The organism is Carnimonas nigrificans ATCC BAA-78, assembly GCF_000526695.1.
Taxonomy (GTDB): Bacteria; Pseudomonadota; Gammaproteobacteria; order Pseudomonadales; family Halomonadaceae; genus Carnimonas; species Carnimonas nigrificans.
Genome location: NZ_JAGO01000010.1, coordinates 373278 through 385870, shown reverse-complemented (window position 1 = coordinate 385870; position 12593 = coordinate 373278). Strand labels below are relative to the sequence as shown.

Annotated in this window: 16 protein-coding genes and 3 tRNA genes; 15 read left to right on the top strand and 4 right to left on the bottom strand. The window is 58.2% G+C overall.

Annotated elements, in window-relative coordinates; all coding sequences use genetic code 11:
* Nucleotides 1–129: 129 nt before the first annotated feature.
* The 4 genes from csrA (at nucleotide 130) to L881_RS0102955 (ending at nucleotide 996) form a co-directional block, all read left to right on the top strand.
* Nucleotides 130–339, top strand: a complete 210-nt coding sequence (gene csrA / locus L881_RS0102970) for a carbon storage regulator CsrA (protein ID WP_025732233.1) — start codon at nucleotides 130–132, stop codon at nucleotides 337–339.
* Between the two features lie 106 nt (nucleotides 340–445).
* Nucleotides 446–538, top strand: a tRNA-Ser gene (locus L881_RS0102965).
* Between the two features lie 36 nt (nucleotides 539–574).
* A tRNA-Arg gene (locus L881_RS0102960) sits at nucleotides 575–651 on the top strand.
* Between the two features lie 268 nt (nucleotides 652–919).
* Nucleotides 920–996: transfer RNA gene (locus tag L881_RS0102955), tRNA-Arg, on the top strand.
* A 230-nt stretch (nucleotides 997–1226) separates the two neighbouring features.
* On the opposite strand, the gene L881_RS0102950 is transcribed toward L881_RS0102955, so the two are convergent.
* Nucleotides 1227–2222, bottom strand: coding sequence for a tRNA dihydrouridine synthase (locus L881_RS0102950; RefSeq protein ID WP_245587913.1), 996 nt, complete (start codon nucleotides 2220–2222; stop codon nucleotides 1227–1229).
* Between the two features lie 122 nt (nucleotides 2223–2344).
* On the opposite strand from L881_RS0102950, the gene L881_RS14025 reads away from it, so the two are divergent.
* Nucleotides 2345–3325, top strand: a complete 981-nt coding sequence (locus L881_RS14025; protein WP_025732231.1) for a DnaJ C-terminal domain-containing protein — start codon at nucleotides 2345–2347, stop codon at nucleotides 3323–3325.
* Between the two features lie 13 nt (nucleotides 3326–3338).
* Nucleotides 3339–3641 carry a chaperone modulator CbpM gene (locus L881_RS12735; RefSeq protein WP_034578254.1) on the top strand — a complete coding sequence of 101 codons (303 nt, stop codon included), beginning with the start codon at nucleotides 3339–3341 and terminating at the stop codon, nucleotides 3639–3641.
* 313 nt (nucleotides 3642–3954) lie between these two features.
* Here the strand turns inward: L881_RS12735 and L881_RS0102935 are convergent, their stop codons facing one another.
* From L881_RS0102935 to L881_RS13705, 3 genes are read right to left on the bottom strand one after another with little or no spacing between them, the layout of a single operon-like run.
* The gene (locus L881_RS0102935) at nucleotides 3955–4593 is read right to left on the bottom strand and encodes an IMPACT family protein (protein WP_025732230.1); all 639 of its coding nucleotides are present in this window, start codon (nucleotides 4591–4593) and stop codon (nucleotides 3955–3957) included.
* Nucleotides 4593–5069 (bottom strand): LexA family protein, encoded by a 477-nt coding sequence (locus L881_RS0102930; protein WP_025732228.1) that lies wholly within the window; start codon nucleotides 5067–5069, stop codon nucleotides 4593–4595. Before L881_RS0102930 ends, L881_RS0102935 begins: the two co-directional genes overlap by 1 nt.
* The gene (locus L881_RS13705) at nucleotides 5053–5259 is read right to left on the bottom strand and encodes a hypothetical protein (protein ID WP_156926481.1); all 207 of its coding nucleotides are present in this window, start codon (nucleotides 5257–5259) and stop codon (nucleotides 5053–5055) included. The genes L881_RS0102930 and L881_RS13705 overlap by 17 nt, the downstream gene beginning before the upstream one ends.
* Nucleotides 5260–5473: 214 nt before the next feature.
* Between L881_RS13705 and ccmA the strand changes: the two genes are divergently transcribed.
* From ccmA to ccmI, 9 genes are all read left to right on the top strand, one after another.
* Nucleotides 5474–6127, top strand: a complete 654-nt coding sequence (ccmA, locus tag L881_RS0102925) for a cytochrome c biogenesis heme-transporting ATPase CcmA (protein WP_025732227.1) — start codon at nucleotides 5474–5476, stop codon at nucleotides 6125–6127.
* Nucleotides 6114–6815, top strand: coding sequence for a heme exporter protein CcmB (gene ccmB, locus L881_RS0102920; protein ID WP_245587912.1), 702 nt, complete (start codon nucleotides 6114–6116; stop codon nucleotides 6813–6815). The genes ccmA and ccmB overlap by 14 nt, the downstream gene beginning before the upstream one ends.
* 78 nt (nucleotides 6816–6893) lie before the next feature.
* Nucleotides 6894–7643, top strand: a complete 750-nt coding sequence (locus tag L881_RS0102915; protein ID WP_025732225.1) for a heme ABC transporter permease — start codon at nucleotides 6894–6896, stop codon at nucleotides 7641–7643.
* Nucleotides 7640–7873: a heme exporter protein CcmD gene (ccmD, locus tag L881_RS0102910; RefSeq protein WP_025732224.1), complete on the top strand. Its 234-nt coding sequence runs from the start codon at nucleotides 7640–7642 to the stop codon at nucleotides 7871–7873. Before L881_RS0102915 ends, ccmD begins: the two co-directional genes overlap by 4 nt.
* Nucleotides 7870–8427 (top strand): cytochrome c maturation protein CcmE, encoded by a 558-nt coding sequence (gene ccmE, locus L881_RS0102905; protein WP_025732223.1) that lies wholly within the window; start codon nucleotides 7870–7872, stop codon nucleotides 8425–8427. Before ccmD ends, ccmE begins: the two co-directional genes overlap by 4 nt.
* A gap of 69 nt (nucleotides 8428–8496) precedes the next feature.
* Nucleotides 8497–10473, top strand: coding sequence for a heme lyase CcmF/NrfE family subunit (locus tag L881_RS0102900; protein ID WP_025732222.1), 1977 nt, complete (start codon nucleotides 8497–8499; stop codon nucleotides 10471–10473).
* Nucleotides 10470–11000 (top strand): DsbE family thiol:disulfide interchange protein, encoded by a 531-nt coding sequence (locus tag L881_RS0102895; protein WP_025732221.1) that lies wholly within the window; start codon nucleotides 10470–10472, stop codon nucleotides 10998–11000. The genes L881_RS0102900 and L881_RS0102895 overlap by 4 nt, the downstream gene beginning before the upstream one ends.
* A gap of 11 nt (nucleotides 11001–11011) precedes the next feature.
* On the top strand, nucleotides 11012–11509 hold the full coding sequence (locus L881_RS0102890; RefSeq protein WP_025732220.1) for a cytochrome c-type biogenesis protein: 498 nt from the start codon (nucleotides 11012–11014) through the stop codon (nucleotides 11507–11509).
* A complete protein-coding gene (ccmI, locus tag L881_RS0102885) occupies nucleotides 11509–12411 on the top strand; it encodes a c-type cytochrome biogenesis protein CcmI (RefSeq protein ID WP_025732219.1) in 903 nt (300 codons plus the stop codon). The genes L881_RS0102890 and ccmI overlap by 1 nt, the downstream gene beginning before the upstream one ends.
* Nucleotides 12412–12593: the final 182 nt, after the last annotated feature.

The following is a 12593-nucleotide window of genomic DNA, read 5'->3' as shown; positions in this document are numbered from 1 at the left end:
GATAGGCAGTTGCCCAGGCCTGGCGGCGCACAGCAAGTGGACTGAAACAGAAAGTGGATTGAGTGCGTTGAAACGGTGACGATTCATTTATCCGATCACTGTGGAACGTCACTGAGAGAAGGAGATCTTATGTTGATCCTTACTCGTCGAGTCGGCGAGACCCTGACCATAGGTGATGATATTACCGTGACGGTGCTGGGCGTGAAAGGAAATCAGGTGCGCATTGGTGTGAACGCGCCGCGTGACGTTGCGGTTCATCGGGAAGAGATTTACCAGCGTATCCTTGCTGAAGATGGCGCGATGATTGATCGTGACGACGATGCCCCTATCAGTGGCTGACTGCTTTGTGCTATTTCATCTCTAACGTTTTCAATTGATAAGAGAAAATCGAAGGGATGGGGTAGACAACCCGCGCTAAATTTAATAGCATACGCGCCGTACTTAAGGAGAGGTGGCCGAGTGGCTGAAGGCGCTCCCCTGCTAAGGGAGTATAGGGTTTATAGCTCTATCGAGGGTTCGAATCCCTCTCTCTCCGCCATTAAGTACACCGTGTGACGTTCCAAGTTACACATACGCGCCCGTAGCTCAGCTGGATAGAGTACTTGACTACGAATCAAGGGGTCAGAGGTTCGAATCCTCTCGGGCGCGCCATCTTTATTTTCCTTCCTGCTGTAATCTGCTTTTCTTTCTCTTGGTTTTCCTCACAGCTTCTCTTTATTCTGTTCTTGCTGTTACGTTGTATACGTTCCCATGGCAGTTTCTCGTGCGTGGAAGGTTAACCTGTCTCTGAATCTGAAAGAGCTACCCATTTTACAGTGATATGAAAAAACCTTTGCATTCCTGCACATGAGTGGGTAATATGTGCCCCGCAATCAAGCAGCAAGCGCCAATAAACGTTAGCTTGAAAGCACTACAAAAAGCGCCCGTAGCTCAGCTGGATAGAGTACTTGACTACGAATCAAGGGGTCAGAGGTTCGAATCCTCTCGGGCGCGCCATATTCTAAACCCCGAATCGGTACATGCCGGTTCGGGGTTTTCTGTTTGTACTTGTACTCAATATTCAGCGCATAAATTGCCGGGATAGCGATCGAAACACGCTTGATCGTACATGGCTGATGCACAACGGCTGCTCGCTGGTGTTTCAGCAAGCGGTTAGCAGGAATCTCGGCCTTGTCTTGAAGCAGGGTAGGGGCGGCCCGGTGGCATGACGTTCGTGGCGGCAACTTCTATTTAAACGCGGCGAGCATCTCGGGCAGGTGGTTGATGCGTTTTAGCTCAGCAAAACGTTGAGCCGATTCAGCATCGTGCTGGCGCATGATCGCCAGCCACTGTTTGAGCAGCGAAACAATGACCTTGTCTGGCGCTCTCCCCGGAGCTGGTGCTGCCATCAAGCGTTCGGCAAATTGTTGCAGTACCTCAGCCCGTTGCTCCCAGCGCGTTACCGCCAGACGTTCGCCGGTGGCCTGCCAGTGCTTGATGCGCAGCGCCAGCCATGGGTCGGCCAGTGCGCTGCGCCCTAGCATAACGTCCCGGCAGCCCGACAGTGAGCGCGCCTTCCAAAAATCCTCCAGGCACCAGATATCCCCATTGACCACCACCGGAATGCGTACCTGCTGACGCACGCGTGCGACCCATTCCCAGTGTGCAGGCGGACGATAGCCCTCTTTTTTGGTGCGCGCATGGAGCGTTAGATGGGAAGCTCCAGCGGCTTCGGCGGCACAGGCACAATGGAGTGCCAGCTGTTTGGTATTAAAGCCGAGCCTTAACTTCGCACTTACCTTGATACCACTGCCTTGCAGTGCCTCCACGACACCTCGCACGGCGTGATAAACGTCATTAGCATTTTGCAGCAGCGATGCGCCCCCGCGATGACGATTGACTGTCTTGGCGGGGCAGCCGAAGTTGATATCAATTGAACGAGCACCGCAAGCCACCGCCTGCTGTGCGTTTTCGCCCAGCGCCCTAGGGTCAGAACCCAATAGTTGCAGCGTTACCGGTGTACCGGCTGAGGTCACTGCGCCAGTCATCAACTCTGGGCACAACCGAGTAAATACGCGCGGTGGCAAGCGGGCATCGACCACGCGGACAAATTCGGTCACCACCCAGTCGAAGCCTCCGATTTCCGTCAGTAGTGCGCGGGTGTGTACATCGACTACGCCCTCCATGGGTGCTAGACCAATGCGCGCGTGAGTAGCATTATCGGGGCGGGGAACGTCTATCATTATTCTCTGGGCAGCGCTTGTTAATGGTGTAAAAGCTGCCATTTTATAGAGGAATAGGGGCGGTGTAGAGTGAATGTGGCGCCGCTGTGACAGGAGCATCTGCTCCGTGCGTTGGGGGATATATGGAATTCAAGGATTATTACGCGATCCTGGATGTGCCCGCAGATGCCGACGCCAAGGCGATCAAGTCGGCGTATCGGCGCCTGGCACGCAAGTATCATCCGGATGTCAGCAAGGAAGAGAACGCGGAAGAGCGCTTCAAGGAAGTAGGTGAAGCGTATGAAGTGCTCGGCGACAAAGAGAAGCGCGCCGAATACGATCAGCTGCGTCAATATGGGCATCGCGGCGGCGAGGAGTTCCAACCGCCGCCCGGATGGGATGGCTGGCAGCAGGGCGGTGCTCATCAGGCGGGCGGCAGCGAATCTGAATTCTCGGATTTCTTCGATAACCTGTTCGGTCAGCGACGCCAGCGCGGCGGTACAGGGCATGGCGGCGCAGGCTTTGGTGGATTCGATGACTTCGCGCATCGGCCTTATCCCGGGCAGGATGTGGAGCTTGATTTTCCTCTGTTTCTGGAAGAAGTCATGGCCGCTGCGCCTAAAGAGGTGCGTTTTACCCTGCGCACTCATGATGAGCAGGGATATCCCAAAGATATCGAAAAGAGCCTGAAGGTGCGGGTGCCCAAAGGCGTGAGTGACGGTGAGCGGATTCGGCTGAAAGGGCAGGGCGGCCCTGGAGGTAATGGCGGCGCTAACGGCGATCTTTATCTCAAGGTGCAGTTTGCTCCGCATCCTGACTTTGATGTGGATGGACACAATTTGCTGCTCACGGTACCGCTGGCCCCCTGGGAAGCAGCCTTGGGCAGCAAAATTGAAATTCCGACGCTGGAAGGTCGCTTGCAGCTCACCGTGCCTGCCAACAGTCATGCGGGGGCGCGCTTGCGCTTGAAGGGTAAGGGGCTGCCGCAGCGCAATGGCCAGGGCGATTTGATCGCACAGCTGAAAATCGTGCTGCCCGAGCGTCCGGCAGAAGGGGATGATGCCGCATGGAAGACGCTTGCCGAACATCACCAACACTTCAATCCACGCGCCAAATGGCGCTGAGGAGCAGTGACTCGTGACCAGTGTAAATTGTTTCGACTTCGATGAGCTGTGCCAGCGTACCTCGGTGCCCGGTGAAACGCTGGTGACCATTGTGGAGCACGGCATTATCACCCCGATCAATAGTGTGGCGCCGCGCTGGCAGTTCGACATCAGCACGGTATGGGTGGTGCGTCGCGCAGTGCGGTTGCAGCGAGAACTGGAGCTGGATTGGCAGGGCGCGGCGCTGGCGCTTGAGCTGCTTGATGAAAATCAGCGCCTGCGCGATGAAAACGAGCGCTTGCGGCAGCGCCTGCTGCGTTTTGTCGCCGCTCTGTAGCTGGAACCTTTGAGCCGATTGCCAATGAAGGATTTTCTCTACATGGGAGTCTGGCATAATGTCGAGTGCTGAAGCAGGTGAGCATTTTCAAGCCAGCACACGCCAGAAGTGAGCAAGGGGCTGTGGCGCTATATGTGGGGCTAAAAGAAAAAAGCCAGTGCTTTGATGCGAAGCGCTGGCTTTTTGAATATTCCCGATTAGCTCGATGATGATTCATAAAATGCTCATCAGCGGGAGCTGGTCAGGTACCTTGGGGGACAATTTGTCATCGGCCAGGGGGGAAGTAGGCAAGGAAACCGACTCCGTGTGCTGCTTATGGAGTGTCAGCCTCAATCAACTGCGGTGGCGTGGCAAGTGAAAGTGCCAGTTGATCGAGCTGCAACGGCTGATCGCAGGGCCAGTCCAGAGTGAGTACCGGCCCGCTGGCGGAATAGGCAACATCGCTAATGCGCGCACCGGCTGCTTCGCACCATTGGCGGGCAGGGTGTTCATCGCTGAAGCCCACTTGCAGATGTACTTGCTCGGTGCTGACATACGACTGGGTGGGGAGCTGCTCAAGCGCCAGCAGGGCCGCCTTGGTATAGGCCCTGACCAGCCCGCCGGTTCCCAGTTTGATACCGCCGAAGTAGCGGATCACGATACAGCCAAGCTGGCCCAGGCCGCTGCCGGCAAGCACCTGATAAATAGGACGCCCTGCGGTTCCTCCCGGCTCACCATCATCTGAAAAGCCAATGGCGATCTGCTCTCCGGGAGGGCCAGCGATAAAGGCACTGCAGTGGTGCCGCGCATCGGCATAGGTAGTTCGCGCCTGCTGTTCGAGACGCTGGGCGTCCGCAATGCTTTCGCAGCGTGCAACCCATGCGATGAACCGGCTTTTATTGACCTCAAACTCGGCGCAGTGAGGGTTGCTCATTGCGACGGCGGGTACCTGATAGCGGTGCGCGGTTGCCATCAGGCCGCCTGAGCTGGGCGACGAGCGACGCCCATTACCAGCCCGAGTACCTGTATGTCGCCGTTTTTCAGATAAATCGGGGGCATCGACTGGTTGGCAGGCTGCAAACGCACGCCGTTCTTTTCGATGTAGAGCTTTTTGAGCGTTACTTCACGGTTATTGATCATCACCACAGCGGTTTCACCATTCTCGGCTGACTCCGTTTTTTCGATGATAATAATGTCGCCATCGAAGATATTGCACTCGATCATGGAGTCGCCGCGCACTTGCAAAGCGTAGGTGTTGTGGCGCACCAGGCGGGTCGGCACCGACACTTTCTCCTGCTCAAGACAAGCCTCTATGGGCATTCCCGCCGCTACATTACCGAGCAGAGGGATCTCTGTCATGCTGCCTGCCGCAATAGCCTCCCACGCATCCACATTAAGAGGGACATTGGGTAGCCGCGAGAAAAAGCTGGGTTCAACAGCAGTACTCATCAGAAGTCTCCTTGCGACGGCTCGCCCGGTAGTGCGAAAGGTCGCGATAGCTAAAGTGATCGCCCTGTAAAACGGTGGGCCTGTACATGCAAACGGTAGTGGCCTTGCGCTGCGCCGACGGTATCTTGCGCAGTTTTACCAGGTGCAGGCAGGCGCTGCCGCTTTCTCGATAAGGGCGAGTGATACGCAAGCGTTATCCTGTATGCCGAAAAAAAGATACTGTATGTGCAAACAGTTGTCGAGCAGTTGTAGCGTGAATATCCAATAAAAAGGAAGCGTGTGCACGTGGGTAGAGGCGAGCAGCGATCACCCTGTATAATCGGCGACCTTTTAAAGCGCGTGATAGCAGTAATCAATCGGCTTGATGGCGTGTAGCGACTTCATTCTAACCGGAGTAATGTTCAGTGCCAGCTCTGTTGTCTGCCGTTGGACTTGGGTGCGAGCGCGATGACCGCGTGCTCTTCTCGGCCCTCGACTTCTCCCTTGAAGCAGGACAGCTGGCGTGGATCGAAGGCCCTAACGGCAGTGGCAAGACAACGCTTTTGAAAATACTCAGCGGTCAGTTTGCCGAGTACCAGGGGCAGTTGTACTGGCAAGGCGAGCAACTGGATCGTCATGCTCGCGCCTTGCGCGGCGATCTGCTTTATCTGGGCCATCACTCTGGCGTCAAGGCAGGACTGACGGCGCTCGAAAACCTCGCCTGGTATCAGGCGCTGGCTGAATACCGTGCGCCAAATGCCGAGCAGCGCCGCTGGCAGGCATTGGAAACGGTGGGCCTTCGCGGTTTCGAAGATGTGACAGTAGAGCGATTGTCGGCAGGCCAGCAGCGTCGTGTGGCGTTGGCACGGCTGCATCTTGAACCTCGCTTGCTGTGGATACTCGATGAGCCGTTTACCGCCATTGACGCCGCAGGTGTTAAGCAATTGGAGCGCTGGATTGCCCAGCATCGTGATTCAGGCGGTGCCGTGATGGTCACGACCCACCACCCGTTGGAGCTGAGCGGCAGCGTAGGGCATATTCGCTTTGATGGACGCGGAGGCCACCATGTCGAGCTCTGATCACTCCAGGGTCAGCCTGCGGCGCGCCTTCTGTAGCGTGTTGAAGCGTGAACTGGTGCTGCGGTTCCGACGCCGGCAGGAGCTGGCGGGGCCGTTGCTCTTTTTCGCGCTGGTGGTGGTGCTGTTTCCGCTTGGGCTGGGGCCTGAGCCGCAGCGGTTGGCTGAACTGGCACCGGGACTTTTGTGGGTGGCAGCGCTGCTGGCGATGCTGCTGTCGCTGGATGGCCTTTTTCGTAACGATTACGATGATGGCACCTTGGAACAGCTCATGCTGTCGCCGCATCCGCAGGCACCGCTGATTGTTGCCAAGGTGCTGGCCCACTGGCTGGTGTCTGGTTTCGCATTGGCGCTGTTTTCGCCGCTGTTCAGCGCCATGCTGGGGCTGCCGTGGCAGCAGTGGTGGGCGGTAGCGGTTACCCTGGCGCTGGGCAGCGCCACCCTCAGTCTGGTGGGAAGTATCGCAGCGGCGCTCACGCTGGGCGTGCAGCGTGGCGGTGTACTGCTCTCTCTGTTGGTACTCCCTCTTTACACGCCGGTGCTGATTTTCGGGGCCGGTGCCGCGCAGCTAGCCCTTCAAGGGGCGAGTATTGCGCCGCAGCTCGCCCTGATGGGCGCGATGCTGGCGATTGCTCTGGGGCTGGCACCCTGGGCAACAGCCGCCGCGCTGCGACTAACGCTTTCTGACTAGCAAGCTCTGCCGCGATAACTGGCAGCAGGGTGATGTGTGCGATGAGGCACTCATTAATAACGACTTATTGGCAAATGCATGTGGCGATTTATACATAAATGGGGCTCTCCCAAGTGGTTCTATACCACTACCGGCCCCTGGCTGCCGTGGCTATGGAGTGCCGCGCTGATATTGCTGATAGTAGGCGTCGTGTGGGGGCTGGCAATCGCTCCTCCTGATCGCTATCAGCACGATTCTGCGCGGATTCTTTACGTGCATGTTCCCGCTGCGATTCTGGCGCAATCCTGCTTCGCGGTAATGGCTGTTTCGGCCATTATCTTCCTGGTCTGGAAGATCAAGATTGCCGACATCGCGGCGATGGTGATGGCGCCGTTCGGGGCTGCGATGACGTTTGCCGCGCTCTTTTCCGGAGCGGTGTGGGGCATTCCTACCTGGGGCACATGGTGGGTGTGGGATGCACGCCTCACCTCGATGCTGATTCAGCTCTTCATCTATCTCGGTGTGATCGGGCTGCGCGCCAGTTTCACCAGCCGTGACAGCGGCGCGCGCGCGGCGGCCATCATGACCCTGGTTGGCGTCGTGAACCTGCCGATCATCAAGTATTCGGTGGTGTGGTGGAATACCCTGCATCAGCCGGCCACCTTCAGTCTCGACAAGGCGCCCGCGATGCCCGCTTCCATGTGGCTACCGCTGCTCTTCAGCGTGCTGGGCTTCTATCTGTTCTTCGCAGCATATACGCTGACGCGCACTCGCAACCAGCTATTGAAGCGTGAAGCGCGTTCTCGCTGGGTGAAGGAAATTGCCTTGGGTACGGGGAAAGCATCATGACCATCTACTTTGCTTCGCTCTCCGATTTCCTTGCCATGAATGGCTACGCACGCTTTGTGTGGCCCGCCTTTGCGGTAGTGCTGGGCATATTGCTTATTGCGGCACTCTATGGGCGTTACGAGCGGCGCGCTGTGCTTGCCGATATCCGACGTCAGGAGCGCCGTCGCCAGGCCCTTGACGATAGCCCTCAACGCGCTCACGTCTCCACCGACAGCAGGTCTCCATCATGAATGCAAAACGTCGCCAGCGTCTGGTGCTGATCTGCGGTTTGCTGGTGCTGGCCGGCATCGCGATTGGCCTGATCCTTTACGCGCTGCGCTCCAATATCAACCTGTTCTACACGCCGCGCGAAATTGCCAGCGGAGCAGCCCCCATGGGGCAATCGCTGCGCGCAGGTGGCGTGGTGCGCCTCAACAGCGTAAAGCGTGATCCCAACGGCGTGTCGGTCAGCTTTGTGGTCACAGATTTCGCGGATGATGTGACCGTTCATTACGACGGCATCCTCCCCGATCTGTTTCGTGAAGGACAGGGAGTGGTGGTGGTAGGCAAGCTGGATGATCGTCACGATCTGGATGCCACCCAGGTGCTCGCCAAGCATGATGAGAAGTACACGCCCCCTGAAGTCGTCAAGGCGCTTGAGAAGGGCGGAGAAATGCCGCATCAGTACCGTTTCCAGCTTGATGCTGGCATTTCGCCCCAGGCGATCCAAAGCGCTGCAACGGTTAGCGGTCTGGAACGACGCCTTGACCATCAGAATGATAATCACACAGCAACAACCGACTGACTCACCTGGCCCGATCTGCGCAGCACATAGCGTTTGCGATCGCGCCATAGCCTGATAGTGGATGATTGAATGTTCCTTGAGTGGTTACCGGAACTTGGCTACTTCGCCCTGATTCTTGCCTTTGTTGCCAGCTGCGTGCAGGCGCTGTTTCCCTTGCTCGGCGCCTGGTGGCGCAAGCCGCTGTGGATGGCCGTGGCCCAGCCAATGGCCGTGGCTCAGTTCGTCATGGTGGCGGTGGCCTATGTCATGCTCAGCCTGAGCTTCGCCAATGACCTGTTCAGCGTGGCCTATGTGGCTGAGAACTCCAACTCGCTGCTGCCGTGGTATTACAAGCTGTGTGCCGTGTGGGGCGGGCATGAAGGCTCCATGCTGCTGTGGTCGCTGCTTCTGGCGGGCTGGGGCGTGGCGGTCACGCTGTTTTCAAAACGCTTGCCGCGTGACTTCCTCGCCCGCGTGCTGGGCGTGATGGGGCTGATCGCCGTCGGCTTCCTCAGCTTCGTCATTATCACCTCGAACCCTTTCGCACGCCTGCTGCCGAACCCGCCGGAAAATGGCGTGGATCTCAACCCGCTGCTGCAAGACCCTGGTCTGATCGTTCATCCGCCTATTCTCTATATGGGCTATGTTGGCTTCTCGGTCGCCTTCGCATTTGCGATTGCCGCTCTGCTGGGCGGTCGTCTCGATGCCATCTGGTCACGCTGGGCACGCCCCTGGACGGTCGTCGCGTGGGCATTTCTGAGCTGGGGCATTGCCCTTGGCAGCTGGTGGGCCTATTACGAGCTGGGCTGGGGCGGTTGGTGGTTCTGGGACCCGGTTGAAAACGCCTCGCTGATGCCGTGGCTGGCGGGCACCGCGCTGATTCACTCGCTGGCTGTTACCGAGAAGCGTGGCGCGTTCAAAAGCTGGACAGTGCTGCTTGCGATTACCGCCTTCTCGCTGTCGTTGATGGGCACCTTCCTGGTGCGCTCCGGTGTGCTCAGTTCGGTGCATGCGTTCGCCAATGACCCTTCACGCGGCAACTATATTCTGGTGCTGCTGGGCATTACCGTAGGGCTGTCGCTACTGCTCTATGCGCTGCGTGCGCCGCGCGTCAGCGGCGGTGGAGCCTTCTCCTGGCTCTCCCGTGAAGCGATGCTGCTGATCAATAACATTGTGCTGCTGGTAATGCTGCTGACGGTGCTTGTTGGCACCCTCTATCCGCTGCTGCTGAACGCGCTGGATCTCGGCCAGATTTCGGTGGGCCCACCTTACTTCAACATGATCTTTGTGCCGCTATCGGCGCTGCTGGCGATCTTTATGGGCGTGGGGCCGGTTTCGCAGTGGAAGGACACCCCGTTCAAGGTGTTGCTTAAACGCAGCGGCTGGGGAGCGCTGGCGGCGCTGGTCATCGCGATAGCTGCACCGTTGCTGTATGACGGTGAATGGAGCCTCGGCGTTACCATTGGCTTGCTGATGGCACTCTGGATTACGCTGCCGCTGCTGCGTGACTTTATTCACCAGTTACGTCGTGCGGGTCTGGCGGGGCTGCGCAAGCTGCCGCGCAGCCACTACGCCATGGTAATTGGGCATATTGGGCTGGCGGTCACTATCGTCGGCATTGTGCTGGTGTCGCATTACAGCGTTGAGAAGAATGTGCGCATGGCGCCGGGCACCAGTGTGGAGGTCGGCGGCTATCACTTCACCCTGGAGTCGCTCGATGATATCAAAGGCCCCAACTATGTGGCGACGCGCGGCACCATTGAGGTAACGCACCACCAGCAGCGCTTGCGCACGATGTACCCTGAAAAACGGATCTATGTGGTGACGCGCCAGCCGCTGACCGAAACGGCGCTGTCGTTCAATCTCTTCCGCGATCTCTATGTCGCGCTGGGTGAACCTCTGGATGGCGAAGCCTGGGCGCTGCGCATTCAGGTCAAACCCTTTGTTCGCTGGATTTGGGCGGGCGCGCTGATGATGGTAGTGAGCGGACTGCTGGCCGCCAGCGACAAGCGCTATCGTCAGAAACGCCGCCGTGTCGGCCGTTCAGTGAAGGAGACGCAGGCATGAAGGCCAAACCGATTTTGTTCATTCCGCTGGTGATCTTTGTGGGGCTGGCGGTACTGCTGTGGCATGGGTTAGGGAACAACCCCACCGATCGCGAGTCGGCGCTTCTGAGTACGCCGTTCCCCGATTTTACGCTGGCGACGGTCGATGATGAGAACAAGCAGGTCACGCCCGAGGTGCTCAAGGGGCAGGTGACCCTGGTGAATGTGTGGGGGGCCTGGTGTCCTACCTGCAAGCAGGAGATGCCGCAGTTGCTTGATCTTGCTCAGCGCGGGGTGCGCATCGTAGGCGTCGATTATAAGGATCAGCGTAGTGAAGCCGACAAGTTCATGAGTGATTTCGGCAACCCCTTTGCGCTCAATATCTTCGATCCTGATGGCTCTCTGGGCTTTGATCTCGGCGTCTATGGCGCTCCTGAGTCGTTTATCGTGGATGCCAATGGGGTAATTCGCTATCACCACACGGGGTATATCACCGCAGAAGATGTCGACAACACCATTATGCCGACCCTTAAGAGGTTGCAGCAGTGAGGTTTAACGCAATGCTTCAGCGGATGATGCTGGCGGTCGCGGCACTATTGCTGTGTCTGTCGGCGGGGATAAGCCTGGCGGATAACGGGCCGCCGGAATTTCAGGACCCTGCGCTGGGCCAGCGCTACAGCGCGCTGACCGAAGAGCTGCGCTGCCCCAAGTGTGAAAATGAAAGCCTGGCAAGTTCGGGAGCGCCTATCGCTGCCGATATTCGTCAGCGTATTGCCGAGTGGCTGAAGGCAGGGCAGAGCGACGACGAGATTCGCCACCACCTGGTCCAGCGCTTCGGTGAATACGTCCTCTACAAGCCGCGTATCGAGCGCCGCACCTGGCTACTGTGGGGGCTGCCTGCGGTTGCGGTGGTGCTGGGAGCAGTGGTGCTGACGCTACTGATCCGACGCCGGCGTCGGCTACGGGTGAATGATTTGGATGAGGCCGAGCGTGCGCGCTTGGCAAGCCTGCTGGCACGTCACGGCGAGCAGCAGAGCAGTAACAGGGAGGCGCGCTGATGATAGCGCTATGGTTAGGAATGGCACTGCTGGTGGTGGTGTTTGCACTGTTTGCGTTATGGGCGTGGCGGCTGGCCCCACAGGTTGCCCGCTCGCAGCAGCGCTTTGAGCAGGAAGACAGCGCGACCGCATCCAACGTGCGGGTGTTTTATACGCGGCTGGCAGAGCTTGAGCAGCAGCGTGATGAACAGCAGCTTTCCGCCCAGCAGTTCAACGAGGCGCGTCTTGATCTGGAGCGCAGCCTGCTCAGCGACAGTACCACGATGCATAAAAGAGAGCTGGCGGAACCTTATCAGGGGTCGCTGTGGTGGGCGCTGGCGATAGTGGTTGCCGTGGCTGTGGCCTGGACAGCCTATCTCCTTACCGGCAGTAGCAGTAACGTGGAGCTTTATGGCGTGCGCCAAAGCGTGGAGCAGAGTGGTGATACTTCTCCCGAGCATTATATTCAGCGCTTTGAAGCTGAAGCCAGACAGCACCCGAGCAACGCTGATGTATGGGAGCTGCTCTATCCTCTGTATCGTGATACCGGCCGCTATCAGGATGCCGTGCATGCACTCTCCAGGGTGATCGAGCTGCACCATGCCGAGCATGACCCTGCGCTGCTGGCAGAGCTGGCACAGGCGAAGTTCTTCGCTGCCGGGCGCGTCATGAACAGCGATATCATGTCTACCCTCGATGAGGTCAAGCGCCTCGATCCGCGCCAGCCCACCATGCATAGCTTGCTGGGCTTCACTGCGTTCACTCAGGGCAACTACCAGAACGCCATTGACCATTGGCGGCTGGCCCTGGCAGGGCAATCGAACAGCGCCGATGAAGCCACCTTGCGTCAAGGCATTGCGCTGGCTCGCCAGCGTTTGGCGCAGGCCGATAATGGTGGCTCGCCTGAGACCACCCGCCAATGATAATCTGCGCTGATGTTGAGCATTGTGACGGTCGCAGGCGTTGTCCTGATCTGTCGCCTTGCGCGAGATAGCTCATTTTAGGGTAGCCTTGCAGGGGCTCCTTCAACACCAGGGTGCCGTACCTTGCGCTATTCCCAGCGGGAGGGCGGCACTAATCATGACGCGCAGCTTCATTCAGATGC

Coding starts and splice junctions, on each gene's coding strand:
- csrA (WP_025732233.1), top strand. CDS start 130: ATGTTGATCCTTACTCGTCGAGTCGGCGAGACCCTGACCATAGGTGAT.
- L881_RS0102950 (WP_245587913.1), bottom strand. CDS start 2,222: ATGATAGACGTTCCCCGCCCCGATAATGCTACTCACGCGCGCATTGGT.
- L881_RS14025 (WP_025732231.1), top strand. CDS start 2,345: ATGGAATTCAAGGATTATTACGCGATCCTGGATGTGCCCGCAGATGCC.
- L881_RS0102935 (WP_025732230.1), bottom strand. CDS start 4,593: ATGGCAACCGCGCACCGCTATCAGGTACCCGCCGTCGCAATGAGCAAC.
- L881_RS0102930 (WP_025732228.1), bottom strand. CDS start 5,069: ATGAGTACTGCTGTTGAACCCAGCTTTTTCTCGCGGCTACCCAATGTC.
- ccmB (WP_245587912.1), top strand. CDS start 6,114: ATGTCGAGCTCTGATCACTCCAGGGTCAGCCTGCGGCGCGCCTTCTGT.
- L881_RS0102915 (WP_025732225.1), top strand. CDS start 6,894: ATGTGGCGATTTATACATAAATGGGGCTCTCCCAAGTGGTTCTATACC.
- ccmD (WP_025732224.1), top strand. CDS start 7,640: ATGACCATCTACTTTGCTTCGCTCTCCGATTTCCTTGCCATGAATGGC.
- ccmE (WP_025732223.1), top strand. CDS start 7,870: ATGAATGCAAAACGTCGCCAGCGTCTGGTGCTGATCTGCGGTTTGCTG.
- L881_RS0102900 (WP_025732222.1), top strand. CDS start 8,497: ATGTTCCTTGAGTGGTTACCGGAACTTGGCTACTTCGCCCTGATTCTT.
- L881_RS0102895 (WP_025732221.1), top strand. CDS start 10,470: ATGAAGGCCAAACCGATTTTGTTCATTCCGCTGGTGATCTTTGTGGGG.
- L881_RS0102890 (WP_025732220.1), top strand. CDS start 11,012: ATGCTTCAGCGGATGATGCTGGCGGTCGCGGCACTATTGCTGTGTCTG.
- ccmI (WP_025732219.1), top strand. CDS start 11,509: ATGATAGCGCTATGGTTAGGAATGGCACTGCTGGTGGTGGTGTTTGCA.